This window comes from Stenotrophomonas sp. AS012628 (assembly GCF_010608305.1).
GTDB lineage: Bacteria > Pseudomonadota > Gammaproteobacteria > Xanthomonadales > Xanthomonadaceae > Stenotrophomonas > Stenotrophomonas geniculata.
Genome location: NZ_VMBJ01000191.1, coordinates 1 through 250 on the forward strand (window position 1 = coordinate 1; position 250 = coordinate 250).

The 250-nt window shown below is 68.8% G+C and carries 1 protein-coding gene; it reads right to left on the reverse strand.

Going from position 1 to position 250, the window contains the following annotated elements:
- The coding region (locus tag G5A07_RS21570; protein WP_223107824.1) for a hypothetical protein at positions 1 to 250 on the reverse strand (250 nt) is incomplete at both ends.

Here is a 250-nt window from a genome sequence, read left to right on the forward strand (position 1 = left end):
GTCTTGCGCATAGCCGCCGTCGCGCGGAATGGCGTTCGGGTACCAGTTGCGGAAACGTTCCACCAGGCTTGCGCCGGGCATCCGCGCATGGCAGCCCACGCAGGCGTCGGGGACACCTAGAGCCAGGGCCTGGGCCGGGTTCGGTACGCTGAACGAGTGGTCGTGGCGCAGGTCGTTGACCATGTAGTACTTGCCCGGCATGTGGCAGGCGACGCATTTCCCGGCCGGGCCTTCGGGGCGGTGGCGGAGG